A 26,337-nucleotide genomic window follows, 5' to 3' on the forward strand; every position below is an offset into this window, starting at 1 on the left:
GGTTATTCTGATTTTTTTACCAGCACCATCTTTGCCCGGTCCGCGGCATAGATGGTGTTATAAAAAGTGACCATCTTGTTATAGTCAGCCGCGGGAAACCGGCCGCTGTTGCGCTCATACCGGCGGATCATCCGGATCTTTTCATCCTTTAATTCAAAGCGGATCTCATATACGCCGAACGCATTATCCACCTGTACGGATTTGGGCATCATTTCCACCGTATATCCCGCAGGGATCTTTATAAGCACTGTATCCATGATCCGGAATCCGTAAGGATAAACGATCTCCTGTTCCCTCTTTTCTTCTTCGGTCAGCTTCGTTGACTGAACCGACAGGATATTGGGTGCGATGAACAGCCTTTTTCCGGTGATGGTTGCATAGTCTTTTGATACCAGTTGTATCTTCTCGGTAATGGCAGGAAGCATATTACTGCCCGCCTCCTTATACCCGAAAGAGCTGATCTCATAACTGGGAAGCGAAAAGCTGTTGCGTAAACGCTTTTGTTTTTCCTCATCGGATAAGCCATGCACAATATGGTGCAGTTCATCCTGAAGCAGCCCGGTGCTGCTGGTTATCACGGAGGCCACCAGCGTTCCCTTTTCATCCAGGTCCGCCTCAATCATACGGCGCTGTGTATTGTCATTTTTAGCATAAACGGGAGTCCGCACGACATGGCTTTTTGCATCATCGATCAGCAGGGCTTCGCGGTCGCCGGTAAAATGGCCCATATAGCCCGGCTCTACGGTTTGACTGGTACATTCCAGCCAGACAGAATCTTTTGCCTCCGGTACACAAACAACCACGTGATTGAACTGGTTGGACGGGAAGTCGCGCACCAGGTCCTTATCCTCCGTACCGCCTGTTATCAATACGGAGTGCGCTTTAATGCCGGCCTCTTTCAGAAGCGCCACCATAAAATTCGATAGTGCTTTACAGTCACCGTATTTTTTTTCCGCAACATAGGTCGCATCCAGTGGCTGCCACCCGCCTATTCCCAGCTGTATGCTGATGTAACGGGAATTCTGCTGCATATACTTATAAAGTATATCGATCTTCTCACGGTCCGATTTCACCCCCTGTACCAGCTCCCGTACCTTTGCTTTTGTACCGGCAGGCAGCACATCCCGGCCCGCGTACAGCAAGGTCATAAAGCGCCCGAAGTTCTGCCAGGAGTCCATGTTTCCCTTGTATCCCCCGATCTCAAAATCAGAGGGGGCCGTCAATACACGGGTCACCAGAAGATTCCATTCCGGTGCAAAAGCCTCCTTTGACTTTGCAGGAACATTCGCCAGCTCCCACGACAATGTCCGGGAGCCTTTGCCTTCCTTTATCTGCGGCGCCCCGTTATAATGAAACATCTTATAACGCAGGTTATAGTCCTTTGGCACCTCAAAACTGAGTTTGCTGCTCTCAACAGCAACCTGTGGTCCGCTCTGCGGCATCCACTCCGGGAAATAAAAAATACCGTTGAGCTCTAATTCGATCGTATATTCTATGGTATACGGATAGTCCTTATAATAAAAATCATGGTGCTTATACCTCCCGTCTGTGATCAGGCTGGAACCATCTGTACCGCTTCCATCCTGTATGTCCTTGCGCTTCACTGATTTTAATTTCTTTCCTTCTGCATTATAAAGCGTTCCGGAAATATCCTGGATCAGCCGGAATTTATCATATCCCACCCAAAGCCCTGCGTTATCTTCTGCCGCCTCGTTCAGTATGGTATAAACATAATGCCGGCGGTATAAGGCCTTACCGTTATTGCGTACCTCAATCGAGGTCTCATCGGCACGCTTGACCAGCTTGGCTTTCTTTAACAATGCTTCGGGTATGGCACTCACCGGATATTGCGCCTCTGCCTGCAGACAGCAGCAAAAACCCGTGATCAGCACTAAGAAAAAACTTTTCGAAAAAATAGTCTTCATCATTACTTTATTTTTTTCAACACGATCTGCTCGCTGTGTTTTTTTGCAATATGGCCGAAGAATTCGCGCAGGGTCTGGTAATCTTCGGAGGGGAAGGTCGCCCTTTTTATATCGATCTTACTCTGCAGCATGATCTTTCCACCGGCAGCATTGATGATATATTCAAACATTCCCTCATTACCGTTCAGCATTACCCGGGTCGATTTGGGCAGTTCTTCCACTTCATACCCTTTTGGTATCTCCATATTCAGTACATACAGTTCAAACATGGTACACGGCATTTCCACGGGATACTTTCTTTCAGCAGAAGCAAAGGGGTTCGTTTTAGTAGCTTCTCCAAACATCGGGTTCAGGTACACCATATCTTCGTTCCCCAGGTCAAAGTCTACCTTATACTTTACCGATACCGGATAGTCGTATTGCTTCAGCGAGTCCACTTCTATTTCCGAGAATTTTATCGGGAAAGAAAAAGACTTCTCCCCTTCTTTAACATACTCATCCTTATCCTTCTTGGCCAGCAGTTCACGGATATGCGTCGACTCGAAATAGCCGGGCGTGGTGGAAAAAGAACCGGTCAGTCCTTTACCGTCCTTTGAGTTTACCAGGAACAGCAGTGTGGTCTTGGCCTCCTTCAGCGAATCGGGTTCGAAGTTGACATTGCGCGGTGTTGTGCTGACCACAAAACCGGGACCATTATAGCACTCCGACGATAGTTTTGCAAAACCCAGGCGGGACTCAGCGGCATCCAGGTAATATTGCCGGCCATCGATCCGGGCATTGCAGATGACATAGTTGTATTTATCCAGCAGGGGATAGAACGGATTGGCCCAGCCGTGGCTGCGGGTACTGATCAGCACCGGCTCGGCAGCAATGCCTTTTTGTTTCAGCATGGCGATCAGCAGCAGGTTGATCTCAGCAGCCGTACCACTTTTCTTCTTAAAAACATCTTTTAAAGAGGTCTGATCAGAAATATAAAAACTATTTTTTCTTGTAGCGGTAAAATGATCTCTTACAAACGCATAGATCATCCGTGCAGCGTCCAGGCTGCCGGCAGCGCTTTCCGTTATCTTTTTCACATCGTCTCCCAGCCAGAAGTTGGGGCGGGTGATTTCGGCACCAAAATTCTCATGTTTCATCAGCTGCTCGCTGGCAGTGGCCCAGTTGCCCATTATATCTTTCACCGGTGAGTTCGGGAAACGGTATTGGGAAAGCTGAAAATCGATTTTGGAATTATGATTGTCGATGGCAGAAGTAAAGGGCTCTTCTTTTAATGCAGGAACATCCGTTGCAGTCCAGGTATTTTGTGTTTCATAACCCGATAACGAGTACCGTTCTGTTGCCTGGGTAGTGTTTGATTCGGTGACAGACCAGGTTTTATACACATCTTTCTTGGTATTTTTCAGTGGCACATATCCCTGGGATAAAAACACATACTGGAGGAATTCCGGGATATAGACCGTATACTGTGTGTACAGCCGCGGATATTCTCCCTGGAACTCCCAGGGACGCAGGTTAAACAGGAACTCCGACTCGATGGTATAAGTGTATTCCACGATGGATCCTTCCTTCAGATTGGGAAAGGTGAATTTCTTCACCGACCAGTTCCGGCTGAGCTTTTCCTTGAAGATGCTGGACGATTCGAGCTTTGTCTGTTGTACAGTGCCACCCTCAAGGTTATAGGTGATACCCTTTATATCCGTAAGCTTTTCCTCACCATCCTGTGAGTTGTACAAGCCGACAATAACATTTCCTGCATCAAAACCTTTTTTGTTCAGAATCTTGATCCGCGTGGTCCGTTTATGGATCAGCGAGAACCAGCCCTTGTTATTGCCTTCGATCCGGGAAGTACCCACATCCGATAAAACCAGTGCATTGGTATTGGAGTCAATTACGGGAGATTTGGGTGTAAAGTCGGCCGCAGTTACTTTTCCAAATTTAAGCGTCTTGTTGTCCTGCGCAGTTACGGGTCCCGGTAAAATGATCGCGGCCACCAGGACCCCGATAAATAAAGTCGTTCTCATATTAGTTAATTTCTCGCGCAAATATAAAGAGCTCCGGCAAAAACGTAAAAATTTTTAATGTGTGGGTTTAAAGCCGGGCACAAAAAAACGGGGTCAAACCCCGTTCTTATCGTCCTCATGTAGGTATTAAAAATAATAATAACCCGTTTCTATTAGTTTATCAGCGATACGTCGCCGTGCGTCCTTGCTGTTGAAGGGCTGAGCCTTGGTAAATCGCTTCAAACCCATCAGGATCATGCGCTGCTCATCGCCCTCCGCAAATGCGTTAATGGCATCTTTCCCGGCCTTATTGATCTTATCGGCCGCGTCGTACAGGTAAACGCGGGTCATATCTGCATAATCCGCTGCGGCAGCTTCCCCTTTTGTTGCCGCCGTTTTCATCGTGCGCAATAACATGCTTTCTGCATGAAAGACTTCCATTGCCATGTCGGCAATATTCATCAGCAGTTCCTGCTCTCCTTCTATTTTTGCCATCAGCTTTTGCGCAGCGGCACCCGCTACCATCAGGATGGCTTTTTTAAGGTTCGCGATCAGCTTCCGTTCTTCTCCGAAAGGCGTTGCTTCCTCACTGCCAAAATCCGGTATGCTCATCAATTCCTTCTGTACTTCCATTGCGGGGCCCATCAGGTTCAGACGGCCCTGCATCGCACGTTTCAGGGTCATGTCCAGGATCAGCAGCCGGTTGATCTCATTCGTACCTTCATAAATGCGGTTAATACGGCTGTCGCGGTAGGCACGGGAAATATTATACTCGGCGCTAAACCCGTTTCCGCCGTGGATCTGTACCCCCTCATCCACCACAAAATCCAGCAGCTCACTTCCGAAAACCTTCAGCATCGCACATTCGATGGCATATTCCTCTGCAGCGCCCAGCAGGGCTTCATTGAACGGCTTGCCCTCTTCCAGCAGCGTCTGTTCGAACTGGTCGATCCATTTTGCAGTACGGTACAGCGCCGATTCCGCAGCAAACATCCGGATGGCCATTTCCGCCAGTTTATATTTAATGGCGCCGAAATTGCTGATCGGCTGTTTGAACTGTTCACGGGTCTTTGCGTATTCCAGTGAGGTATCAAACGCTTTGCGGGCACCGCCCAGCGCTGCTGCACAGAGTTTCAACCGCCCGATATTGAGAATGTTAAAGGCGATCTTATGCCCCTTACCGATCTCGCCCAATACGTTTTCCACGGGAACCTTTGCATCCTGAAAATACAGCTGCACGGTAGAGGATCCCTTGATTCCCATTTTCTGCTCTTCGGGGCCCTGTGTAAATCCTTCTATTCCCCGCTCCACGATAAAACCGGTGAATTGATCGCCGTCCACTTTTGCAAAAACCGTATATACATCGGCAAAGCCACCGTTGGTGATCCAGCATTTCTGTCCGTTGAGCAGATAATACTTGCCGTCTTCACTCAGTCTGGCGGTGGTTTTGGCGCTCAGCGCATCGCTGCCGCTGTTTGGCTCTGTAAGACCGTACGCCCCCGTCCATTCGCCGGTGATCAGCTTTGGAATATACCGCTGCTTTTGCTCCGGGTTGCCAAAATATAAAATGGGAAGGGTGCCGATTCCGGTATGTGCGGCAATGGCCACCGAAAAAGAGTGTCCCGCTCCCAGGTATTCGTTGATGATGGTTGAGGTCACAAAATCTTTTCCCAGTCCGCCGTATTCCTCTGGAAACGAGGTTGCCAGCAACCCCTGTTCCCCGGCCTTTTGTACCAGCGACTTCATCAATCCCGGCTCCATACTATCGATGCGGTCGAGGATGGGCCACACTTCTGCTTCAAGGAACTGGTTGCACAGGTCGCGTATCATGATCTGCTCCTCATCAAATTCATTGGCTATAAATGTTTGGGCCGGCACGGGTTCTTTTATCAGCCACTCGGCGCCCCTGGTGATCTCTTCTTTTTTAACAGCAGCATCCATTGTTTTTTGTTTTAAAAGTTTTTTAAAATCGGTCATCTGCTCCGGAAAAAACAGGCCGGCTGTTCTTCCTATCTCAGGTTCTCATATACAATTTTCAACACTTCTTTACAAACATCGATCTTGTCGTCGCTCACACCCGCCAGTGCTTCCTCAATGGTTTCTTCCGCAAAGCCGTAACAGGTGTCCTGCATTTCCTTGGCCTTATCGGTCAGAAAGATCAGGTTCTTCCTGCGGTCGGCTCTGGAATGGATCCGCTTTACCATATCGGCCCTTTCAAGATTATCCACCAGCCTTGTCATGCTGGGCTTATCCCGGAAGGTAGCCTTGCAAAGATCCTGCTGACTGATGCCGTCTTCCTTCCACAAATGATACAATACACTCCATTGCTCGATGGTAAGGCTCAGGTCGGCCTGGTTGAACTTTTTTTGCAACCGCCGGGCAATTGCCGTACTTGCCACACCGGTAATGAAGCTGTACAACTCACTTTTCTTAAATTGGTTGTTTGGCATATAGTTGTTTTGACAACTAACCAAAGTTAGTCTATTTTTGTATTAGAAGATTTATTTTCCGGTTGATTTTAATCAAAATCGGTGGTTCAAAAATTTGTTACATATCAACAATCTGAAATAAGTTACCGGCACAACGGAAACGGTCCGCAGCCGGTGATCTGCCTGCACGGTTTCAACGAATCGGCAAGATCTTTTTCCGTTTTAAAAAATCCGGACAATCGTTATACATTTCTCATGATTGACGCTCCTTTTCACGGAAGCACCAACTGGCAACAGGGGTTACATTATACACCTGATAACCTCCATGAAATTATAAATAATATTTTAAAAGCGGAAGGTTTTTCTCCGGAACAGCAACTGATCTTTGTCGGGTTCAGTCTGGGCGGGCGCATGAGCCTTTCCTATTACCAGCACTACCCCCATACCATCAGCCGCCTGATATTGCTGGCTCCGGATGGGCTGGCATTGAATTGCTGGTACGGGTTCTCTGCTTATACCCGGGCCGGCAACCGGCTGTTTTATCTTACGATGAAGTACCCGCAATGGCTGATAAAACTGGCAGGGATACTGAGCAGGCTGGGATTTATTAATCCCGGGATAAAAAAATTTGTTACCCACTACCTGCATGCAAAAGAAGTACGGCAGACCTTGTATAACTCCTGGACTGCTTTTCGTTTCTTTAAACCGGATATTGCGCAGATAAAAAAAATCATTGCGGCCAACAAGACACCGGTTCAATTGTATTTTGGTAAATACGACAGGGTGATCCCCGCAGCCCGTGGTATTGATTTTATAAAAGGTATCGAAGCCTATGCAAAAACAACCGCACTGGAAACCGGGCACCGGTTATTGCAGGACAGGACCGTACAGGCGCTCTTTGAGAACACCTAGCTCCCGGAGAAAATTATGGTTTATAGTGTGACCCATAAAGTATAGAATGCCGTATCATTCTGCACTTACCTTACTTTCCTGTTTTCAGCCGGAACCGTTAGTTTTGCTGCATGTGGCTGACCGGCATTGTATTGTTTTTATTGATCGTTTATGCCCTGCTCATCCTGTTTTATACAAAAAGCTGGAAACAGATCCCCCTGCAATCCACGGAAGCTCCCGTTGCGGACAAGGGGCATCCTGTCACTTTCTCCGTCATCATTCCTGCGAGGAACGAGGAAGCAACGATCCTCCGTCTGCTGGAGTCAATAAAGAAACAGACCTACCCCTCATCGCTTTTTGAGGTCATTGTTGTAGATGACCATTCGGATGATCAGACCGCAACCGTTGTTAAACAGTTTGCTGAAAACAACGATGCGTTTTCTGTCCGGTTGCTTTCACTCCGTAATGATGCGCTCAATTCCTACAAGAAAAAAGCCATTGAAGAAGGGATCGCTGCCGCACAAAATGCCTGGATTGTTTGCACGGATGCGGATTGCCTGGTATCTCCGGACTGGCTGCAAAGTTTTGCCCGGCTGATCACCGGAACCCGTGCGGTTTTTATAGCAGCTCCCGTTGCATTTATGGAGGAGCCTTCTCTGATCAACAGGTTCCAGGACCTGGATTTTCTTACATTACAGGGCATCACCGGGGCTTCCGTTTATAAGAATATACACACCATGTGCAATGGTGCCAATCTCGCTTACCGGCGGTCGGTCTTCTATGATGTAAACGGCTTCGCCGGCATCGATCAGATCGCTTCCGGCGATGATATGCTTCTGATGCATAAGATCTGGAAGCGTTACCCCGAACAGGTAGCCTACCTGAAATCAAAACAGGCCATTGTAAAAACCGGTGCTGCTCCCACCTGGAACGCCTTCATTAACCAGCGCATCCGCTGGGCCAGTAAGGCCACCACGTACGATGACAAGCGGATTTTTGCAGTATTGTTCCTGGTATATCTTTTTAACCTCTCGTTTCCGGTGTTGTTCATTGCAGGGTTTATACACTTCAGTTATTTTTATGCCCTGCTTGTTTTCTGGATCTTAAAGACCATTATTGAATACCCGTTTATAAAAAGCGTGGCGCAGTTTTTTGACAAAGGAGCATTATTAAAATACTTTTTCTTTTTTCAGCCGCTGCACATCGCCTATACCGTGCTTGCCGGGTTCCTGGGCAGCTTTGGTAAATACGAGTGGAAAGGCCGGCGTGTAAAATAAGCTGCTTACCACCATTTTTCTTACATTTGAGATCCATGCAATTCTTCTCAATATTCCGTCAGCCGGCCTGGAAACGGCTCAGAAAAAACAAGGGGGCGGTTATTGGTTTGTATGTGATCCTTTTTTCGGCCCTTGTGGCGATCTTCTGTTATTTCCTGGCGCAGGACGCTTCCCCCAATGCCAACCGGATCATCCTGGAAATAGGGGGTGCCAAACCCGGCTGGAAACAATCCTTCCTCAAAGTAAAAAAAGAACAGGCACCGCCCGCTGCCGGTTTTTTTCAACGGCTGGTCAGCGGCAGCCCGGACCGCTGGGACTATATTCCGATCACAGCACATCACTATACCGCAGACAGTATCATTGTAGAAAAGTATATTGACGAAGGCGTCACGGAACGGCTTGGGTTTGCAAAATCCCTGCTGGCCCCCGTACCCCTGGAAACAAAAACATTCTGGCTGGGTACCGACAGCTACGGCCGGGACATTTTAAGCCGGCTGATCGTAGGCACAAGAGTCAGTTTAAGTGTGGGAATGATTACCGTGCTTATTTCCATCAGCATCGGACTGATACTGGGATCACTGGCCGGATATTATCGCGGCCGGGTCGATGAAATCATTATGTGGTTCATCAATGTGATCTGGAGCATTCCCACCCTGCTGCTGGTGTTTGCGATCACGCTGGCACTGGGAAAAGGATTCTGGCAGGTATTTATTGCAGTAGGACTTACCATGTGGGTAAACGTGGCACGGCTTGTAAGAGGGCAGGTACTCGCGGTAAGAGAACTGGAATACATCGAAGCAACAAAGGCGCTTGGTTTTAAAAATGCCCGCATCATTGCAGGTCATATCTGGCCCAATATTATGGGTCCTGTACTGGTTATTGCAGCAGCAAATTTTGCGTCCGCGATCGTTATTGAAGCCGGACTGAGTTTTTTAGGTGTGGGGGTACAACCGCCGCAACCCAGCTGGGGGCTGATGATCAAAGAGAACTACAATTTCATCATTACTCAAAACCCAATGCTGGCACTGGCTCCGGGCTTCGCGATCATGATCCTTGTGCTGGCCTTTAATCTTTTCGGAAACGGACTGCGGGATGCGCTGAACGTAAGAGGAAAACTGTGAGGGCGCCGGGCCTTTGATGCCGGATGCTCCCACCTCGATGCCCACAGCATCTAATCCAGCACCCTTACATTTCTGGCAAAACTTTCCTCAAGAGAGATCAGCGTTTCAGTTCTTTCAATGCCTTTGATCTTTTGCAGTTTCTCATGCAGTACGTTCCGCAGTTCACTGATATCCTTACAAATGATTTCCGCAAACATACTGTAGTTCCCGGTCGTATAGTTCAGTCGCACCACTTCTTTCAGTTTATACAACTCTTTTGCCACCGAGTCGTACAGTGAGCTTTCCTTCAGATAGATCCCGATAAAAGCAATCACATCATACCCTAACAGTTTTAAATCTGTATTTAATTTTGTACCTTTCACTATGCCGTCCTTCTGCAGTTTCTTTATCCGCACATGTATCGTTCCTCCGGATACAAAAAGTTTTTTGCCGAGGTCGGCATAGGAAATTTCAGCATCTTCCATCATGTGCTGGATGATCTGCAGATCGAGTTTGTCTAGATTCAATTTATTGTTCATTTAGGCAATATTGATTTTAAATAATTTAACAATCATTGCAAATATTTAAACATTTTCTATATTTTCAAAATTTTTATTGAATTATTTGGAATGATCCCCCTGTAATGTCTATTTTTGTTCTATCAAACGCTGAAAAAAGCGGCGTTCTTTTACACTGTGGGGTGATGAAATTTTTGGCAGACATGCCCTCTTGTCTCGGGGGTGAGGAGCACAGGATAAACACAGCATAGAGCCGGTGCTGATTTCGGTCAGGACCGACCGGGGTTGACCACCACGGATTTTGTGTTGCGGCTAACTGCCTCGTGGAGGTTCGAGCCCTCCCCCTACAGCTTTTTAAAACCTTACAGGTAACCCCTGTAAGGTTTTTTTATTGTTCCTGGTATCCTCCCTTTCCCGCTCCAGTCCTGCCAAAGTCCATAATCGTTTATTGTCTGCCGCAGCACCGGTTCATTGATAACCAATCCGCTCCCTGTTTTTCCAGGCCTTTTTTTGAAGCTACTGGTTCATTGTCAATAGCAGGGAAATGCTTTAAGGTCACAAATTGCGACCGTAAAGCATCGTATTCCTCTTTTTGTAAGCGCAGTCATAAAACCCTCCGGAAAGCGTTTCCTGTTTCTCCGTACAGACTCCTTCAGCTGCCTGGTGTCGATCTGATAGAGTTCAGCGGGATCGTAATCCATCATTACGTGCTGACCTCTTATTTCGCAAATTTTTTGCTGAATAACAGTTAATTGCATGGTGTTTTCATTTGTTTTTAGTGATTCGCCTGTTTTCTATATCAATTTACATCATTTTATCCCCCTGCGAAAACAACGTTCCCGGCACATTTGCCCATACGCAAACCATACTATTCCCGGAGTGATGCACATCCTGCAAAAAATGGTTTCATCCCCCCGAAATTACCGGTATCTTGCCTCCTCCATTTTAATTATCTTTGCCCGCTATGCAGGATTTGATTCAAACCTTAGAGACGTATAAAAAAGAGATCACTGAATTCTCCGGTACCGGCGAACAGGCAGCCGAAGCCTTCCGCATCAAATGGCTGGGCTCCAAGGGCCAGGTAAAACAGGTAATGGGAGCAATGAAGAATGTACCGGCTGAACAAAAAAAAGAAGCCGGTCAGCTGCTGAATGAATTCAAATTATTCACAGAGGCAAAATACGCACAGCTGAAGGAAACTGCTGAAGCTGCCGCCAACGGCGCCCAGAACAGCAGACCGGACCTTTCCCTTCCCGGTGATGAAATGCCATTGGGAAGCCGCCACCCGATATCCCTGATGCGTCAGAAGATCATTTCCGTTTTCCAGCGGCTGGGATTTGCTGTGGCCGAAGGACCGGAGATCGAAGACGACTGGCATAATTTTACGGCATTGAACATGCCGGCCCACCACCCGGCACGCGATATGCAGGACACGTTTTACGTGGATGCCGGCGAAAACACGGCCGTTGACTGGCTGCTGCGTACCCACACCAGCAATACCCAGATCCGGGAAATGGAAAAGGGAAAATTACCGATCCGTGTGATCTGCCCCGGACGCGTATACCGGAACGAAACCATCAGCGCCCGGAGCCATTGCTTCTTTCACCAGGTGGAAGGGCTGTATATCGACGAGAATGTATCCTTCGCCGACCTGAAGCAAACACTGTATTTCTTTGTGCGTGAAATGTACGGGAAAGACGTACGGGTGCGCTTCCGTCCTTCTTATTTCCCCTTTACCGAACCCAGTGCAGAAATGGATGTGAGCTGTTTTATCTGTGGCGGCAAAGGGTGTAATATCTGTAAAAAGACCGGCTGGGTGGAGATACTGGGTTGCGGAATGGTGCATCCCAATGTACTGCAGAATTGTGGCATCGATCCGGAAAAATATACCGGCTTTGCCTTTGGTATGGGTGTGGAACGCCCGGCGATGCTGAAATATGGTATCAACGATATCCGGCTGTTCAGTGAGAATGATGTCCGTTTCCTGAAACAATTTACCGCTGCCACTTAAAACAATACCTATTTAATCCGCATCTGTACCCCGGGTGGCTGTAACCATCCAAGATGCTTATTTTTGATAACTATTTATAGAACAAATAATGGAAAAAGAACAACTGAAACAACAGGTAAAAGAACAGATCATAAAGTTCCTGAACCTGAATAATGTCAAACCCGAGGACATCAAGGATGAGGAGCCGCTGTTTGGCGAAGGGCTTGGCCTGGATTCGATCGACTCTATCGAGCTCATCGTAATGCTTTCCCGGGAATACGGCATCAACATCCAGGATCCCAAGGAAGGCCGGAAAATACTGACCACCGTTAATACGATGGTCGATTATATCGAACAGCATCGTACAAAATAAGTTTCTGTTTTGGGCAGGATTTTAGTTACCGGTCTGGGTCTTATTTCTGCAATCGGCGATTCTGTAGCGGCAAACCGGCAGGCGCTCGCAGCCGGCAATTCCGGTATCGGCGCAGCCACTTACCTGGAATCAAAATATGCCGCATTGCTTCCCTTCGGGGAAATAAAGAAAAGCACGGAGACCCTTCTGGAAGCCCTTCCGGGCAGCTATCCGGAGGTAACACGCACCGATCTGATCGCCCTGCATGCGATGAAGGAAGCCATTGCCGATGCAGGGTTGTCTGCTGCACAGTTGCGCGACCGTTCTACTGCTTTTATCAGCGCCAGCACTGTGGGGGGCATGTGTCTTACAGACAAAATGTATGCAGATGCCAATGCTACGGAAGCCAACAACAGCCCCTTCCTGGGCTCCTATTCCAATAGTGCCAGCACACTTTTTTTGCAATCCTTCTTTACGATCGGGGGTATCGTCAACACGTTCAATACAGCCTGTTCTTCTTCCGCCAATGCCATTATGTATGGCGCACGCCTGTTGCAGAACGGGTTGGCAGAACGGGCCATTGTAGGCGGCACCGACAGTCTTGCGAAGTTCACGATCAATGGCTTTAATGCGCTGATGATCCTTTCCAATGAGCCCTGCCGGCCTTTTGATAGTGCCCGTAAGGGGCTGAACCTGGGTGAAGCCGGCGGATTTATCGTGCTTGAAAAAGAAGAGCACATCACCCCTTCCCATACGGTTTATGCCGAACTGAAAGGATTCGGCAACAACAATGATGCCTACCACCCCTCCTCCACTTCGGAGAATGCCGATGGCCCCTTTCTTTGTATGCAGGGCGCATTGCAAACAGCGGGGCTTGAACCGGGCGCGATCGATTTCATCAATGCGCATGGTACGGCTACAGAAAACAATGATGAAACGGAGAGTGTGGCCATGTTGCGGCTGTTTGACCAGGTTCCTGCATTTGCCAGTACCAAATCCTACACCGGCCACACCCTGGGTGCCGCCGGTGCTGTGGAAGCCATTTACAGCATCCTGAACCTGTATCACCAGGAGGTCTACCCTTCTTTAAATTTTGAAACACCGGTTGAAAAAACAGGACTTACACCGGTGTTAAGCTACCAGCAACGGCCTCTGAGGCATGTAATGTCCAATTCATTTGGTTTCGGAGGTAATTGCAGCTCGCTTATTTTTGGGCGGTATTAAATAACGCAGATCCTGTATTCCCGAGGCCGGCCTGCACCATCACTTCTTACTTTTCGCCTCCCGTTCTCAATCCTTCTTGGCTGCCAGTGTAAACCCAATAGTAGTACCTACCCCCTCCGTACTGCGGATATGGATGGTTTGCTGATGGGCTTCAATAATATGTTTGCAGATGGCCAGTCCCAGCCCGCTGCCGGTAACGTCCATACTGCGGCCCGTTTCCGTACGGAAAAAGCGTTCAAAGATCCGGGGAAGACTTTTTTCAGCAATACCCACTCCGTCATCGCTGATCTCTACCAGGATCCGCTTATCATCTGTTTTGTAAATACCCGCCTTAATGCTCCCGTTCACCTTCCCGTACTTAATGGCATTTTCCAGCAGATTGATCACTACCTGCCGGATCTTTTCCTTATCAGCGTTCACCATGATGGGGGCCTCACACCCTTTTTTTATGCTGAAGTGGATATTTTTCTGTTCTGCCTTGATCGATATGCCTTCGAATGAATCCTTCAGCAGGTCCTGGATCACAAAATTCCGTTTTACAATAGTGATCTCACCGCGTTCCAGGCTGGAGATCTCATCCAGGTCCTGCAGCAGGTTGGTCAGCCGTTCCACATTGGTGGCTGTTTTTTCCAGGAACTTCCGGCTGATAACGGGATCTACCATATCACCGCTCAAAAGGGTCTCCACATAGCTTTGTATCGCAAAAACAGGGGTTTTGAATTCATGGGAAAGATTTTGCAGGAATTCCCTTCGGAATTCTTCATTTGCCTGAAGGGTGGCCACTTTTTGCTGGTTTTCCTGTGCCCAGGTTTCCACATCAACAGCTACCTCATCCAGGCTTTTTTTGGGGAGGATGTATTTATAATAGGTCTCCTGCCGGCGGGTGGCTTTTGTCTGGTAGATGAACTTATAAATAACTTTGATCTTGCGGTAGATAAAACGCTCCAGCACAAAGCTCACCAAAAGATAACCACCAACAAGCACCACAAAAAAGGAGACCACCGCGGGTTGCCACTTCTGCTCCAGCACATAGTCGACAATACTGATAGGCGTGGCCAGTCCAAGCGCTGTATAGAAGGATAATTTTCTGGGAGAAAGGTTTTTAGGGTCAAACATGATCAGTCCATTGAATAATTCCCGCTTTATACCTCGAACTTATAGCCCACCCCTTTAACAGTGGTGATGCAATCCAGTTCCAGCTTCTGCCGTATTTTCCGGATATGCACATCAATGGTACGGTCGCCCACAATCACATCATTGCCCCATATCGCGTTCAGGATCTCATTTCTTAAAAAAACACGGCCCGGTTTTAATGCCAGGAGGTAGAGCAGTTCGAATTCTTTTTTTGCCAGTATGATCTCCTTATCCCCGTTCTGCACTACAAACTTTTCAGGATCAATGGTTACCGGCCCTACCTTAATGATCTTATTATCTTCCTTGTGGATCCGTCTTAACAAAGCGCTCACCCGGCTCAATAACACTTTGGGGCTCACCGGCTTGTTCACATAATCGTCTGCGCCGGTCTCCAGTCCGCGTATCTGCGTGGATTCATCATTCAATGCAGTAAGGAACATGATCAGGGTATCCTTAAAGGTGGATTGTGCCCTGAGCACCTGGCATACCTGGACGCCTGTTTTCTTTGGCATCATCATATCCAGGATGATCAGGTGGGGCTTCACCTTATTGGCCAGATCGATCGCCTCCTCGCCATCCTTGGCGGTGGTCACATCATAGCCTTCTTTGATCAGGTTATAAGATAAAATGTCGAGGATGTCAGGTTCGTCATCCGCAACCAGAATTTTATACCCTTTATTGTCCATTTAACAGAAATTTAAAGCAAACCTAACCGTATTTTTTTGATCTGCCGTATTCCGGGCGCCCTGATTACATAGAGTTAATAATAAATTAATCTAATTATAATTATAAAATTACACAGAAAACGGCTCAATCGCCGGATGCCGGTATCATGGTATAAATTTTGCATGATTTTTAACCAAATATTCTTACCCAGGCTACGTAACTTGTGATTTATGTATATGAAGAAGTTTATACCCTTCCTTTTACTGCTGCTGTTGTCGGTACAGGTAGACGCACAAAGAAGATCCAAAAGAAAAAAAAAGCAGGCCCCCGCACCGGTGGAAACGGTGGATACCATCCCTGCCTATACGCCTGCCATGATACGGCTGAAACTTCATGAAACGGTGGATGCAGATCAGAAGGCATTGATGGCCAGTGACGGAAAAGCCGACGCCATCCTGAAAGTTTCCTCTGATGAGCAGGTAAATAACGCGGTAAGCGATGCCGCTACCAAAAGGGTAGACTGGCTGCAATACGAAATAGAAACCGATCCGGCTCTGGATCAGCGGCTTAAGGCGAATTATTTGTCGGGGATCTCCGAGATCCTGCGTTTTGTAAAAACCGGCTGGGGACGGGGAGAGGTGGATGCGGCCTACCTGCCTCAGATCATTGCCACCTATAAAAAATGTGTTGAAGCCGACCGGAATAAACAGTCCATTGCTCCGGTCATCCGCTTTTTGCCTTATGACATTGCCTACACCGCTATTCTGCCCCGTGTTTTCAAGGACAATCCGGGCTATAAGGATACCAGGGACCTCATACTGATCAAACTGAGTGAACGTTATCCGCAAAAGACCTTTGGAGCACTGAAAATGTATCCGGAATCACCCCATGCAGACAGCCTGATAAGAGTAATGGCCCATAAATATCCGCAGCAGCTTTATGATTATGCGCAGGCCAACAACAAACTCAGCTACAAGATCCAGAATATTGAAGATGATCCACTTATAAAAAGTATTGTGAACATGGCCCGGAGCAGTAACAAAAGCGGCCAGTTCTATTTTCCCTTCCTGGATATCATCTCCACCGGCAAACTGACCATCGACGATATCGATGCCGTGAAAGACAACCCGGTCAAATATTTCCGGCTGCTGGTGAATACCCAGATCGAGTATTCCAGGCGTGCTTCTGCCGGGGATACGGCCATCGGCTATAAAAGCCTGCTGAGCAAACTGGAGCAAAAAGCCCGGGATGAATTTGTGGCGCCCATAAACGGGTTGCACGAACGGCCGGATGCCATCCGCTTCCGGGTATTGCAGCCCCTGAATGCAGAAGAGCTGTATTATGTGGCGGTACTCACCAACGGGCTGATCTATACCAGCAGCTATACGAACGGCGTATACCCCCTGATGATGAAAAAAGCGGGTAATAAGGGCGATGAGCTGCTGAAGAACCTCAATTTTGACCATTACCGCAAGTTTTTAAGTCAGGCAGCAGCCTATAATACATTAAAACAATTCCTCAGCACTTTTGCCAATAAGGATGATGCCAAGAACCTGATGACCACATTTGTAAGCAACCTCGAAAAAACCGAAGGACTGGAAGACGGGGTGGATGTGGCTGATTCTTATGCCAGTGTATATGAAACGCTTCCCGAGCTGGCCGGTCAGATGCTGAATGATGTAAAGGGAAATCTTGACCGCAACAAAGAGGCGGGTAATAAAAAAGGGGTGGCCATTTACAGCATCCTGTACAACCTGTTCCTTTCTGCAGACTCCTCTAATCATATCGACCTCACCAAGGAATTGCACATTCCTCCTGTATATGATGTCAGCTTCAGCTCACTGGCCAATGAAAAGGGAGAAGTGATCAGCCAGGTATTCTTTTACGGAGACCAGGACGGCCGCAATATTTTCAACGGGTTTCTGAATATGTTCAATTCTAACTGGAAAATCGACCGCAGCAACAAGCAATGGGTTGTTATCAAATCCATTAAAGGCAATCCGGTTTCCATTTATGCCAACCGCCCGCTGGACGAGCTGAAAGGTGAGGATGATAAGGCCCAGCGCGCGCTGAACGCCTACCTGGAGGAAAACAACCTCTACCCCACAGTTACCATCCACCGGGGGCACAGCTATTATGCACCGTCTACCATTGAATATATGTCTCCCTCCTCCAAACTGGTATTTATGGGCTCCTGCGGAGGATTTAACCTGATCGACTCCATCTTAAGGAAATCTGAGGATGCCCATATTATTGCCTCTAAACAGATCGGGAAGACCGCCATCAACAAACCCTTCTTTTTATTGTTAACAGAGAAACTTCGTACGGGAAAAGACATTGAGTGGATTCCCTTCTGGAAAGAATTTAAAGGCCGGGCGAACGTTCCGGGGTTTGAAGATTATATTCCCCCCTATAAGAACCTGGGAGCCATTTTCATAAAAGCCTATAAAAAAGAAACCGGGGAAACCGATATCTGATTTTTTGCGTCTTGGTTTTGTTAAAAGATGAACGCAGACCTGCTTCCTGCAAAAAAGGAGGTAGTTTTGCGCATTGCAAAGAATTTTAGTACGTATTTTATGAAAAGATCGGCATTAGTTTTAGGATTGGTGGTTGTTTCCGTTACCCAGGCCTTTTCTCAGGCAGAAAATGGCGCTATCCCGGAATATACAATCCCTATTACCCGGCAGCTGGCCCACGATAACGTGGACAAGCAGCAGAAATTATTACTGGGAAGCGATGGCAAGGCCAATGACAGCTTTACAATTGATAACAATGAGAGTGCCAGCCAGATTGCCACAAAAGCGGTTACAGCAAAAGTAGACTGGCTGCAATATGAAATAGAGACCAATTCCGGCATCGATAATCGCATGAAAACCGGCTATCTTTCCGGTTTAGTGTCTATTTTAAGCCATATGCGCACCGGTTGGCTGAAAAAAGAGGTTAACCCTACCCATTTTGACCAGATCATCGCACTGTATAAAAAGCTGATCGATGTGAATCAAAAAAAGGAATCGCTGGTGCCTTTTGTTTCTTATTTCCCTTACGACATCGTTTATACGGCCACATTACCCCGGATTTTTGAGGAAAACCCCAGTTACAAACAAATAAAGGACATTCTCCTGATCAAATACTGCAATCAGTATCCGCATAAGGTCTTCCAGGCACTGACCAATTATCCGGATGCCCCGGCTGCCGACAGTCTGATCAAAATTGCGGGACGGCAATACCCGGAGCAGCTATATTCTTACGCACAGGCCTATAATAAGCTGGGCAGCAAGATCCGCAGCATCAAAGATGATGGATTTGTAAAAACCGTGGTGGACCTGTCTCAACAAAAAAGCGGTCAGATCTATTTTCCCTTCCTGGACAACCTGGTAAAGGGAAAGATCTCTATTGCCGAACTGGATGCCGCCAAGGACGACCGCTATAAATACTACCGCCTGCTGGTGAACACACAGCTCGATTATACCCGCAGGGCCATGAATGGGGATACCGCTATTGGTTTTGCAGAGCTCACAAAACGGCTGCAGCGGAAAGCCGCTGATGATTTCGTGTCGGAGATCAATGGATTGCATGAGTCACCGGATGCCGTACGTTATAAATGCATACAGCCACTGAATGCCCAGGAACTGTATTACCTGGCGGTGCTTACCGACGGGCTTATTTATACCAGCAGCTATGTAGGCGGTGTGTTTCCGCTGATGATGAAAAAGATCAATAACCGTGGTGATTCCCTGCTCCTGGCCATGCATTTTGATCATTACCGTAAATTTATCAGTCAGGCAGCCTCTTATAATACCCTGAAAAGCTTTTTTGCAACCTTTAAAAGTGAAAATGATGTGCAGGGACTGATGTCGGCTTTTGCAAAAGGACTCGAAAAATCAAAAGGACTGGAGGACGGAGTGGATGTAGCCGATTCCTATGCCAGTGTTTATGAAACCCTCCCCGACCTGGCAAAACAGATGCTGGCCAATATCAGAAACAACCTGGAAGCCAACCGGCGCAGCGGCAACCAGCGGGGCATCGCCATTTACAATATCCTGTACAAATTATTCCTGTCCGCAGACCAGCGTAATAATATCAATCTTACCACGGAGCTGGGGATCCCGCCTGTATACAAGGTACCCTTTACCAATCTGACAAACGAAAAGGGCGAGGTCATTACCCAGATGTTCTTTTACGGGGATGATGACGGTAAAATGGATTTTGACATTTTTGTGCGCACATTCGCCAATGACCCCAAATGGAAGGTAGATCAGAGCAACAGCAAATTTGTGGTGGCAAAAACTACCAGCGGGGTTCCGGTTTATGTATACGCCAACCGTCCGCTGCCGAATGAAGAGGACCAGGATTATGTAGCGCAGACCGCCATGGAAGATTATTTACAGAACAATAACCTTTCGCCGACCGTTACATTTCACCGCGGCCACAGTTATCATGCGCCTACCAGCGTCAGTTATATCACCCCCACCTCCCGGGTTGTATTTATGGGATCCTGCGGCGGGTTCAACCTGATCGATTCGATCCTGAAAAAATCGAGCGATGCTCATATTATCTCCTCCAAGCAAACAGGTTACCGGGATATCAACCTGCCGTTTATCCGGATATTCCTGGAAAACCTCAGGAATAAGAAGGATGTAGACTGGATCCCTTTCTGGAAAGAATTCAGGGCTGCGGCGCATATAACCGGAATGGAGGACTATATTCCCCCTTACAAGAACCTGGGAGCGCTGTTCATCAAAGCCTATAAAAAATCTACGGGAGAAGAAGATATCTAAAACCCTGATACTGTATTTGCATAGGGGGCTGTTTTAAAAGTCTTTGTTGTTATGCTGAACCTGGTTCAGCAATAACGCACCGGTTTTTGAAGCAGCCTTTTTATTTATGGTTAATGGAGCCGCTCATTGTTACTGGTGCCATAAACGTACACCGCCGTCAATACCATCCACGTTGGTTACAATACTCATATTTTCTTTCAGCTCCAGCGTTATTTTTTTTGCCAGTCCGCCCCCTATGAACAAATGATCGTAATTAAAAGTGGTCTGCAGTATCCGCAGTACTGCCTGCAGGCGCTTGTTCCATTCTTTTTTACCCAGATCGTCATACGCCCGCTGGCCGATATACTGATCATAGGTTTTACTATTAAAGCAGGGATGCTGTCCTATTTCCAGGTGTGGCAGCAATTTCCCGTCAAGAAAAAAAGCCGTACCAAAACCAGTGCCCAGTGTTATCATCATTTCAAACCCGTTTCCCGCAATACAGCCCAGTCCCAGCATATCGGCGTCATTCACCACTCTTGCAGGTTTTCCCAGTACCTGGGTCAGTAATGCTGCCAGATCTACTTTGTTCCAGTATTGAGAACCCAAGTTGGGTGCGGTATATACGATATTATTTCTCACATAACCGGGAAATCCCGCAGAGATCCGGTCGTAACGGAAATCTTTTACAAGATCTTTTATGGACTGCACCAGGTTTTCCGGAGTGGCAGGAACAGGAGTGGGCATTTTGGTATACTCCTGCATCATCTCACCCTTTTCGTCAAGCGTACAGCCTTTTACCTTGGAGCCGCCAATGTCGATTGCCAGTGTTATGGATGCCATATGCATTTCATTTTAGAAGCATGAAAGATACAAGTTTACGCGTCTTTAAAAAAAATTGTCTTCAGAATAATTATCTTGCAGGTCCATGGCGGATTCAAAAAAAGCATTTTTTGATGTTTCAAAGGTCAGACGGGTTTTTCAATACGCAGCACCGTACAAAAAAAAGTTCTACCTGTCTGTTATTCTGGCGATCTTTTTAGCCATAATCACACCGGTGCGCCCCATGCTCATCCAGCTTACGGTGGATAAATATGTAGCACACTCGTTGCCCCGCATGGTCGTTTATGTTACCATCATCCAACTGGTCATTATTCTTATCGAAACGGTAATGCGCTTTTCCTTCTCCTTCACAACGGCCTGGCTGGGACAGGCGGTGGTAAAGGATATGCGGGATTCCATTTACAAAAAGATCCTCCGGCTCAACCTGCGCCAGTTCGACCGTACACCCATCGGCACGCTTACTACCCGCACCATCAATGATATTGAGTCCATCAATGAGATCTTCTCCGACGGACTGATCCCGATCATAGCAGACCTGCTGTCCATCCTCTGTGTATTGCTGTATATGTTCTGGATCGACTGGAAACTGACACTTATTGCGCTGATCCCGTTTCCTATTATGATCATCGCCACCTATTATTTTAAAGAGAGCATCAACCGTTCTTTCTTTAAGGTACGGAATGCGGTGGCAGCCCTGAATGCCTTTGTACAGGAGCACCTTTCAGGTATGAATGTGGTACAGGCATTTCACGCGGAAAAAAGAGAGTTTGATAAATTCAATACCATCAACAGGCAGCACCGGGACGCGAACATCCGTTCCATTTTTGCCTATTCCGTTTTTTTTCCTGTGATCGAAATTGTCCTTGCCCTTTCCATCGGGCTGGTGATCTGGTATACTGCCAGGGAAGCGCTGGAACTGAAGCAGGGTCAGCAGGGCGTGATCGTTTCTTTTATCCTTTGTCTTAACCTGCTTTTCCGCCCGCTGCGGATGCTGGCAGATAAATTCAATACTGTGCAAATGGGCATTATCGCCAGCGAGCGTGTTTTCACTGTAATGGACAATCCCGATACGGACCATCCTCCGGACGGCGGCTACCAGGACCCGGAACAACGGGTGCAGGGTGTGGTTGATTTTGAAGAGGTGTCTTTTGCCTATATTGAAGAGAACTGGGTGCTGAAAAACCTGAGCTTTCACATCCGGCAGGGAGAAACCGTAGCGATTGTAGGTCATACCGGAAGCGGCAAAACGACGATCACCAACCTGCTGAACCGCTTTTACACCATTCAGAAGGGCACTGTAAAGGTAGACGGCAGGAACATTCAGTCCTTATCTCCGGAATACCTCCGGAAAAATATCGGTGTGGTATTGCAGGACGTCTTTCTTTTTTCCGGTTCTGTTCTTGATAACATCACGCTCCGGAATCCAGATATCTCCCGGGAGCAGGTGATCGCTGCGGCCAAAATGATCGATATGCATGATTTTATCATGCGGCTTCCGGGAGGCTATGATTATAATGTGAAAGAACGCGGCGCCACCCTTTCGCTGGGGCAGCGGCAATTGCTTTCGTTTATCCGGGCCCTGTTGTATGATCCTTCCATCCTGATTCTGGATGAGGCCACATCCTCCATTGATACAGAAAGTGAACTCCTTATTCAGAAAGCCACCGAGACGCTTGTAAAAGGACGCACCTCCATAGTTATTGCCCATCGCCTGAGCACCATCCGCAAGGCCGACAAGATCATCGTGCTGGATAAAGGCGTATTGGTAGAAATGGGCTCTCATGAAGCGCTGATGCAGCAGAATGGCTTTTATGCCCGGCTGCATAAAATGCAGTTTGAGCAGCAACAGACCTCATCCACCCCGGTATAAATATATTTTCCCGCCTCCCCTTCCCCGGTTTTCAAAACCCGTTACTTTTGCTTTTCCGAATTTAGTGCAGTTTTTTTTAATCCGAGGCAACCCCTGACAGGAAATTGCTGTATGTACAGTATATAAACCATTTCATAACCTCATTCATAGTGTTTGTCAGTACCTCCTAAGACCGAGTATAGCCTGTCGAGTATTGTAGGTGGCTGTAAGTTGGGCACCCCCTCCTGGCAGAGGCGGTTGTATGAACAGTATTTCGGGTTTGCCCTTTCGGTTTGCATGAGGTATACCTCCTCAAAAGAGGAAGCACTTGAAATGGTCAATGACGGATTTGTGCGGGTATTCAGGGGCATAGCGCAGTTTCAGGAACCGGGCGACCAGGATCTTTTATCAAGAATCTTTATGAGCTGGTTAAAGAAAATAATGATCCATACTAGCATCAACCATTACAAAGCTGCTAAACGAACGGCAGACCGGGTCGATAGCAGCACAGACCATCCGGATGTAGCGGCTGCAGGCAGCGCGGTTGATGATATGGCTTACCTGGACCTGGTAAAGCTGATCCAACGGTTAAGTCCGGCCTACCGCAACACCTTCAGCCTGTTTGCCATCGAAGGATACAGCCATGAAGAAATAGCAAAGACACTGGGCATTTCAGTAGGTACGTCAAAAACCAACCTCATGAAGGCCCGCAAAAATCTCAGGGAAATGCTGGAGCAATTAAATGAGTAAAAAATTTTCACATATGAACGATGAAGAGTTGGATCAACTCTTTCGCGATGCAGCCAGCCGTTTTCAGCCTCCGGATGCCCCGGAAGGCGCATGGGAAGCGTTTTACAGGACGAAAATGCTCCCTGCCGAAAAAAACACCCGACAACGCCGGTTCTTTATACCATGGCGTTACATGCAGCTTGCAGCAGCCGTGCTGCTGCTGATTGCCACCGGCCTGGTGTTTTTTCTGAAGCAGGCCCCCCTGGCAGGTCTTGGCGGAATCAGCTCAAACGACAGGGAGCCTTCCGGTATCCTAAAAAGCGAAACATCTCCACCTGTCGAAGAAGGCGGTCTTCCTCCTGCTTTTATGCCGGGCGGCACTGCAGACAATTACCCGGCGAAGGGCGGCGCACCGGATCTGGCAGCCATGATTCCACAAAAGAACCTCTATCCGGTTATCAGCAGCGGCCCACCTGCTTTTAATATCCCGGAAAAGGGGGCAAAGACGCAGCAGCATGCCGATACTGCGGCTGCCCGGAAGCCGTTCTTTTCATTACGTGATAAACCGGCAGGCGAACGTCCGGCCCAGCCTGCCCTGCCCGGCTTTTACGATCCGTCTCCGTCAACGGAAACTTCCAGGGGAAGAACTGCGACCACCCGCTGGCAGGTGGGACTGCTGGCGGGTTCCAACCTGGGAATGGTGCGGGGTACTGTTTCCAGTAAGCCGGGACTGAATGCCGGTGTACTGGTGCAGCGAAAGCTGGGGCAGTCCCGCTTCTCCCTTGAGTCGGGTGTGGTGTATGAATCTATGACCTATGATGTGAACAACGCCGACTTCAATCCCAACGGAAACCCGGTGTCCTCCCGGGTATCCAATATCGAAGGAGCCTGTACCATGGTAGATGTACCGGTAAATGTCCGTTATGACGTAGTGGCCTCTAAAAAGAACAAAGCGTTTATAAGCACGGGCGTATCGCCCACTGTGATCGTAAAACAAAGCTATATCTATGATCTGGATCAGGGGGATGGGCCGGTCCAGATCAACCGGGATGTTTCCGGCAGGGGAAAAAGTGTTTATGCCGTTGCCAATCTTTCCATCGGCTACGAGCAGAAATGGAATCATGTATCTGTTCAGATCGCGCCCTATGTAAAGATCCCGATGGGTGAGATCGGATATGGAAATCTGAGCCTGGGCGGAGTAGGCACACAAATTTCTATCAAAAAAGATCTGTAATGCAATAGTATAGTAACATATAATCCTCTTATTCAATTTAAATCTGTAATCATGAAAAAAAATTCTTTTTTTTCAACGGGAATCTTATTGGCATGTATTGCCGTTTCGCTCGCAAACTGCGGCGGCGACAAAGAAAATTCAATAGACAATCCTCCTCCCGCAGATCCCTGCGATGGTGTTAACGCAAAATTTGCAGCAAACGTGCTTCCCCTGATCCAGGCAAAATGCCAGGGCTGTCATAAAACCGGAGGCGGAGCTCCTTTTGCGCTGGAGACCTATGACCAGATAAAAGCAAAAGCCTCCAATATAAAAGATGCAGCTGTTACCAACAGCCGGATGCCCAAGGGCGGGCCGGCCCTCACCGCGGCAGAGAAGAAAACCCTGGGTTGCTGGATCGACGGCGGAGCCATAAATAACTAGCATCATGAAAAAAGGAAAACTGGTTTTGCTGCTCTTGCTCATCATCATTGTGCTGGGCGCCGGCTACGCTTATTATCAGTACAACAGAAAGCCCGCCGACATAAAAACAGCGGAGGCCGAAATCCGGACAGGTGCCGGTGAGCTGATTGCCGCATTTAATAACGATGAAGCAACAGCCAATAAGAAGTATGTGGAGAAGATCATTGCTGTTACGGGAAAGATCACGGACATACAGATCGACACAGCCGGGCAGGCAACCGTTTTTCTCGACAGCGGAGATCCGCTGGCATCGGTTACCTGCAGCTTTTATGATACGGAAGCCGCCGCAGTAAAAGATCTGTCCGCAGGCAGACAGGTGACCATCAAAGGAGTTTGCACCGGCAAGCTGATGGATGTGGTGCTTAATAAATGCAGTATTGTTCAATAAATTTTTTACAATGAAAAAAACAGCCCTCACTATTTGTATCCTTATTGTATCCGCAGCAGCGGTACCCGCACAAAGATATTTTACAAAAACCGGTACCATCTCCTTTGAAGCCGGAACGGCACTGGAAGACATAGAGGCCAGCAATAAATCAGCCACCAGCGTTTTTGATGCAGCAACCGGACAGCTGGAATTTGCCGTACTGGTAAAAGGTTTTGAATTTCGGCGGGCGCTGATGCAGGAGCATTTTAATGAGAATTATATGGAAAGCAGTAAATACCCCAAGGCCGCATTTAAAGGCAGGATGAACCTCCAGGGCATCTCCTTCCAGAAGCCCGGCAGCTATCCTGTTACTGTAAAAGGCACTCTGGAACTGCACGGTGTAAAAAAAGAGATCACCACCACAGGAACCCTGAAGGTCTCCGGCAGTACCGTACAGGCCATTGCAAAATTTCCGGTAACCATCAGTGACTATAACATTTCCATTCCGGGGGTCGTCCGCGATAAAATCGCGAAGACAGCCCTGGTGGCTGTTAACTGTAACTACTCCGTTTTAAAATAACTGTTCACCTGAA

At 47.8% G+C, this 26,337-nt stretch carries 23 protein-coding genes; 14 read left to right on the forward strand and 9 right to left on the reverse strand.

Annotated elements, in window-relative coordinates; translation table 11 throughout:
* Window positions 1–2 precede the first annotated feature (2 nt).
* The 4 genes from K7B07_RS08840 to K7B07_RS08855 all read right to left on the reverse strand — a co-directional run bounded on the left by K7B07_RS08840 (window position 3) and on the right by K7B07_RS08855 (window position 6,375).
* The gene (locus tag K7B07_RS08840) at window positions 3–1,928 is read right to left on the reverse strand and encodes a DUF3857 domain-containing transglutaminase family protein (RefSeq protein WP_223709014.1); all 1,926 of its coding nucleotides are present in this window, start codon (window positions 1,926–1,928) and stop codon (window positions 3–5) included.
* Window positions 1,928–3,946, reverse strand: coding sequence for a DUF3857 domain-containing protein (locus tag K7B07_RS08845; RefSeq protein ID WP_223709016.1), 2,019 nt, complete (start codon window positions 3,944–3,946; stop codon window positions 1,928–1,930). Before K7B07_RS08845 ends, K7B07_RS08840 begins: the two co-directional genes overlap by 1 nt.
* Before the next feature lie 126 nt (window positions 3,947–4,072).
* Window positions 4,073–5,866 carry an acyl-CoA dehydrogenase family protein gene (locus K7B07_RS08850; protein WP_223709017.1) on the reverse strand — a complete coding sequence of 598 codons (1,794 nt, stop codon included), beginning with the start codon at window positions 5,864–5,866 and terminating at the stop codon, window positions 4,073–4,075.
* 68 nt (window positions 5,867–5,934) lie between these two features.
* Entirely contained in the window at window positions 5,935–6,375 is a 441-nt protein-coding gene (locus tag K7B07_RS08855; protein ID WP_223709019.1) for a MarR family winged helix-turn-helix transcriptional regulator, read from the reverse strand.
* Between the two features lie 153 nt (window positions 6,376–6,528).
* Here K7B07_RS08855 and K7B07_RS08860 point away from each other — a divergent pair, with 153 nt between their 5' ends.
* The 3 genes from K7B07_RS08860 to K7B07_RS08870 all read left to right on the forward strand — a co-directional run bounded on the left by K7B07_RS08860 (window position 6,529) and on the right by K7B07_RS08870 (window position 9,643).
* Window positions 6,529–7,266, forward strand: coding sequence for an alpha/beta hydrolase (locus K7B07_RS08860; RefSeq protein WP_223711354.1), 738 nt, complete (start codon window positions 6,529–6,531; stop codon window positions 7,264–7,266).
* A gap of 110 nt (window positions 7,267–7,376) precedes the next feature.
* Entirely contained in the window at window positions 7,377–8,522 is a 1,146-nt protein-coding gene (locus K7B07_RS08865; RefSeq protein WP_223709020.1) for a glycosyltransferase family 2 protein, read from the forward strand.
* A gap of 35 nt (window positions 8,523–8,557) precedes the next feature.
* A complete protein-coding gene (locus K7B07_RS08870; RefSeq protein WP_223709022.1) occupies window positions 8,558–9,643 on the forward strand; it encodes an ABC transporter permease in 1,086 nt (361 codons plus the stop codon).
* 50 nt (window positions 9,644–9,693) lie between these two features.
* On the opposite strand, the gene K7B07_RS08875 is transcribed toward K7B07_RS08870, so the two are convergent.
* Together K7B07_RS08875 and K7B07_RS08880 are read right to left on the reverse strand one after the other, a co-directional pair.
* On the reverse strand, window positions 9,694–10,161 hold the full coding sequence (locus tag K7B07_RS08875; protein ID WP_223709023.1) for an Lrp/AsnC ligand binding domain-containing protein: 468 nt from the start codon (window positions 10,159–10,161) through the stop codon (window positions 9,694–9,696).
* A 509-nt stretch (window positions 10,162–10,670) separates the two neighbouring features.
* Window positions 10,671–10,898 carry an ORF6N domain-containing protein gene (locus tag K7B07_RS08880; RefSeq protein ID WP_223709025.1) on the reverse strand — a complete coding sequence of 76 codons (228 nt, stop codon included), beginning with the start codon at window positions 10,896–10,898 and terminating at the stop codon, window positions 10,671–10,673.
* A gap of 206 nt (window positions 10,899–11,104) precedes the next feature.
* Between K7B07_RS08880 and pheS the strand changes: the two genes are divergently transcribed.
* The 3 genes from pheS (at window position 11,105) to K7B07_RS08895 (ending at window position 13,706) form a co-directional block, all read left to right on the forward strand.
* The gene (gene pheS, locus K7B07_RS08885) at window positions 11,105–12,151 is read left to right on the forward strand and encodes a phenylalanine--tRNA ligase subunit alpha (protein WP_223709026.1); all 1,047 of its coding nucleotides are present in this window, start codon (window positions 11,105–11,107) and stop codon (window positions 12,149–12,151) included.
* 88 nt (window positions 12,152–12,239) lie between these two features.
* Window positions 12,240–12,503, forward strand: a complete 264-nt coding sequence (locus K7B07_RS08890) for a phosphopantetheine-binding protein (protein ID WP_090392273.1) — start codon at window positions 12,240–12,242, stop codon at window positions 12,501–12,503.
* Between the two features lie 9 nt (window positions 12,504–12,512).
* Window positions 12,513–13,706 (forward strand): beta-ketoacyl-[acyl-carrier-protein] synthase family protein, encoded by a 1,194-nt coding sequence (locus tag K7B07_RS08895; protein ID WP_223709028.1) that lies wholly within the window; start codon window positions 12,513–12,515, stop codon window positions 13,704–13,706.
* Between the two features lie 66 nt (window positions 13,707–13,772).
* On the opposite strand, the gene K7B07_RS08900 is transcribed toward K7B07_RS08895, so the two are convergent.
* Together K7B07_RS08900 and K7B07_RS08905 are read right to left on the reverse strand one after the other, a co-directional pair.
* Window positions 13,773–14,822 carry a sensor histidine kinase gene (locus K7B07_RS08900; protein ID WP_223709030.1) on the reverse strand — a complete coding sequence of 350 codons (1,050 nt, stop codon included), beginning with the start codon at window positions 14,820–14,822 and terminating at the stop codon, window positions 13,773–13,775.
* Between the two features lie 26 nt (window positions 14,823–14,848).
* Window positions 14,849–15,526, reverse strand: coding sequence for a response regulator (locus K7B07_RS08905; protein ID WP_223709031.1), 678 nt, complete (start codon window positions 15,524–15,526; stop codon window positions 14,849–14,851).
* A gap of 216 nt (window positions 15,527–15,742) precedes the next feature.
* Between K7B07_RS08905 and K7B07_RS08910 the strand changes: the two genes are divergently transcribed.
* Complete coding sequence (locus K7B07_RS08910; RefSeq protein WP_223709033.1) at window positions 15,743–17,983, forward strand: hypothetical protein; 2,241 nt, start codon at window positions 15,743–15,745, stop codon at window positions 17,981–17,983.
* A gap of 27 nt (window positions 17,984–18,010) precedes the next feature.
* Window positions 18,011–20,284, forward strand: coding sequence for a hypothetical protein (locus tag K7B07_RS08915; RefSeq protein ID WP_223709034.1), 2,274 nt, complete (start codon window positions 18,011–18,013; stop codon window positions 20,282–20,284).
* Between the two features lie 129 nt (window positions 20,285–20,413).
* Here the strand turns inward: K7B07_RS08915 and K7B07_RS08920 are convergent, their stop codons facing one another.
* A complete protein-coding gene (locus K7B07_RS08920) occupies window positions 20,414–21,106 on the reverse strand; it encodes an ROK family protein (RefSeq protein ID WP_223709036.1) in 693 nt (230 codons plus the stop codon).
* A gap of 85 nt (window positions 21,107–21,191) precedes the next feature.
* Here K7B07_RS08920 and K7B07_RS08925 point away from each other — a divergent pair, with 85 nt between their 5' ends.
* The 6 genes from K7B07_RS08925 (at window position 21,192) to K7B07_RS08950 (ending at window position 26,324) form a co-directional block, all read left to right on the forward strand.
* Complete coding sequence (locus tag K7B07_RS08925; RefSeq protein WP_223709037.1) at window positions 21,192–22,976, forward strand: ABC transporter ATP-binding protein; 1,785 nt, start codon at window positions 21,192–21,194, stop codon at window positions 22,974–22,976.
* Window positions 22,977–23,129: 153 nt separating this feature from the next.
* A complete protein-coding gene (locus K7B07_RS08930; protein WP_223709039.1) occupies window positions 23,130–23,705 on the forward strand; it encodes an RNA polymerase sigma factor in 576 nt (191 codons plus the stop codon).
* 13 nt (window positions 23,706–23,718) lie between these two features.
* A complete protein-coding gene (locus K7B07_RS08935; protein WP_223709041.1) occupies window positions 23,719–24,918 on the forward strand; it encodes an outer membrane beta-barrel protein in 1,200 nt (399 codons plus the stop codon).
* A gap of 51 nt (window positions 24,919–24,969) precedes the next feature.
* Window positions 24,970–25,338: a c-type cytochrome gene (locus tag K7B07_RS08940; RefSeq protein ID WP_223709043.1), complete on the forward strand. Its 369-nt coding sequence runs from the start codon at window positions 24,970–24,972 to the stop codon at window positions 25,336–25,338.
* A 4-nt stretch (window positions 25,339–25,342) separates the two neighbouring features.
* Window positions 25,343–25,765 (forward strand): OB-fold putative lipoprotein, encoded by a 423-nt coding sequence (locus K7B07_RS08945; RefSeq protein WP_223709045.1) that lies wholly within the window; start codon window positions 25,343–25,345, stop codon window positions 25,763–25,765.
* A 10-nt stretch (window positions 25,766–25,775) separates the two neighbouring features.
* Window positions 25,776–26,324: a YceI family protein gene (locus K7B07_RS08950; RefSeq protein ID WP_223709047.1), complete on the forward strand. Its 549-nt coding sequence runs from the start codon at window positions 25,776–25,778 to the stop codon at window positions 26,322–26,324.
* Window positions 26,325–26,337 lie beyond the last annotated feature (13 nt).

The organism is Niabella beijingensis (assembly GCF_020034665.1).
Lineage (GTDB): Bacteria > Bacteroidota > Bacteroidia > Chitinophagales > Chitinophagaceae > Niabella > Niabella beijingensis.

Coding starts and splice junctions, on each gene's coding strand:
- K7B07_RS08840 (WP_223709014.1), bottom strand. CDS start 1,928: ATGATGAAGACTATTTTTTCGAAAAGTTTTTTCTTAGTGCTGATCACG.
- K7B07_RS08845 (WP_223709016.1), bottom strand. CDS start 3,946: ATGAGAACGACTTTATTTATCGGGGTCCTGGTGGCCGCGATCATTTTA.
- K7B07_RS08850 (WP_223709017.1), bottom strand. CDS start 5,866: ATGGATGCTGCTGTTAAAAAAGAAGAGATCACCAGGGGCGCCGAGTGG.
- K7B07_RS08855 (WP_223709019.1), bottom strand. CDS start 6,375: ATGCCAAACAACCAATTTAAGAAAAGTGAGTTGTACAGCTTCATTACC.
- K7B07_RS08865 (WP_223709020.1), top strand. CDS start 7,377: ATGTGGCTGACCGGCATTGTATTGTTTTTATTGATCGTTTATGCCCTG.
- K7B07_RS08870 (WP_223709022.1), top strand. CDS start 8,558: ATGCAATTCTTCTCAATATTCCGTCAGCCGGCCTGGAAACGGCTCAGA.
- K7B07_RS08875 (WP_223709023.1), bottom strand. CDS start 10,161: ATGAACAATAAATTGAATCTAGACAAACTCGATCTGCAGATCATCCAG.
- K7B07_RS08880 (WP_223709025.1), bottom strand. CDS start 10,898: ATGCAATTAACTGTTATTCAGCAAAAAATTTGCGAAATAAGAGGTCAG.
- pheS (WP_223709026.1), top strand. CDS start 11,105: ATGCAGGATTTGATTCAAACCTTAGAGACGTATAAAAAAGAGATCACT.
- K7B07_RS08890 (WP_090392273.1), top strand. CDS start 12,240: ATGGAAAAAGAACAACTGAAACAACAGGTAAAAGAACAGATCATAAAG.
- K7B07_RS08900 (WP_223709030.1), bottom strand. CDS start 14,822: ATGTTTGACCCTAAAAACCTTTCTCCCAGAAAATTATCCTTCTATACA.
- K7B07_RS08905 (WP_223709031.1), bottom strand. CDS start 15,526: ATGGACAATAAAGGGTATAAAATTCTGGTTGCGGATGACGAACCTGAC.
- K7B07_RS08910 (WP_223709033.1), top strand. CDS start 15,743: ATGAAGAAGTTTATACCCTTCCTTTTACTGCTGCTGTTGTCGGTACAG.
- K7B07_RS08915 (WP_223709034.1), top strand. CDS start 18,011: ATGAACGCAGACCTGCTTCCTGCAAAAAAGGAGGTAGTTTTGCGCATT.
- K7B07_RS08920 (WP_223709036.1), bottom strand. CDS start 21,106: ATGGCATCCATAACACTGGCAATCGACATTGGCGGCTCCAAGGTAAAA.
- K7B07_RS08925 (WP_223709037.1), top strand. CDS start 21,192: ATGGCGGATTCAAAAAAAGCATTTTTTGATGTTTCAAAGGTCAGACGG.
- K7B07_RS08935 (WP_223709041.1), top strand. CDS start 23,719: ATGAACGATGAAGAGTTGGATCAACTCTTTCGCGATGCAGCCAGCCGT.
- K7B07_RS08940 (WP_223709043.1), top strand. CDS start 24,970: ATGAAAAAAAATTCTTTTTTTTCAACGGGAATCTTATTGGCATGTATT.
- K7B07_RS08945 (WP_223709045.1), top strand. CDS start 25,343: ATGAAAAAAGGAAAACTGGTTTTGCTGCTCTTGCTCATCATCATTGTG.
- K7B07_RS08950 (WP_223709047.1), top strand. CDS start 25,776: ATGAAAAAAACAGCCCTCACTATTTGTATCCTTATTGTATCCGCAGCA.